Here is a 699-nt window from a genome sequence, read left to right on the forward strand (position 1 = left end):
CTATGCGAAGTGATCGAGCCGCATTACCCCAAGCCGGGCAATGGTCGCCCGCCGGTGGGACTTGAGCGTATGTTGCGCATGTACTTTGTGCAGCACTGGTTCAACTTGGCCGACGAGGCTTGCGAGGAAGCGTTGCTCGATAGCACGTCCTTGCGCCGGTTCGTGGGCATTGACCTGGGGCGCGAGCGGGTACCCGACGGCACGACGCTGTTGAAGTTTCGTCGGCTGCTGGAGAAGCACCAATTGGGAGAAAAGCTGTTTGCCAAGGTGGGCCAGGTATTGCAGGCTCGTGGGATGAAGGTGGGCACGGGCACGATCGTGGACGCCACCATCATTGGTGCGCCCAGCTCGACCAAGAATGCAGACAAAGAGCGAGACCCCGAGATGCATCAAACGCGCAAAGGCCAGCAGTGGTACTTCGGTATGAAGATGCACATTGGCGTTGACAGCCGCACGGGGCTGGCTCACAGTGCCGTGGTGACGGCGGCCAACGTGCACGACAAACACCCGCTGCCCGATCTGCTGCACGGTGCCGAGCGGCGCGTGTACGGCGACAGTGCCTATGCCAGCCAGAAGGCACTGATCGCATCCAAGGCACCACATGCGAACGACTTCACCAACCAGCGGGTGCGCAAGGGAGGTGAGGTTGACCCGGCCCTGCGCTCGAAGAATCGCAACAAGTCCAAGGTACGCGCCCGG

The 699-nt window shown here is 61.7% G+C and carries 1 protein-coding gene; it reads left to right on the plus strand.

Annotated features, from left to right (window positions below):
- Nucleotides 1–699, plus strand: a 699-nt coding sequence (locus B9Z45_RS16785; protein ID WP_108408295.1) for an IS5 family transposase, incomplete at both ends; no start/stop codon positions are given.

The sequence above is a fragment of the Limnohabitans sp. 2KL-17 genome (assembly GCF_003063415.1).
GTDB lineage: Bacteria > Pseudomonadota > Gammaproteobacteria > Burkholderiales > Burkholderiaceae_C > Limnohabitans_A.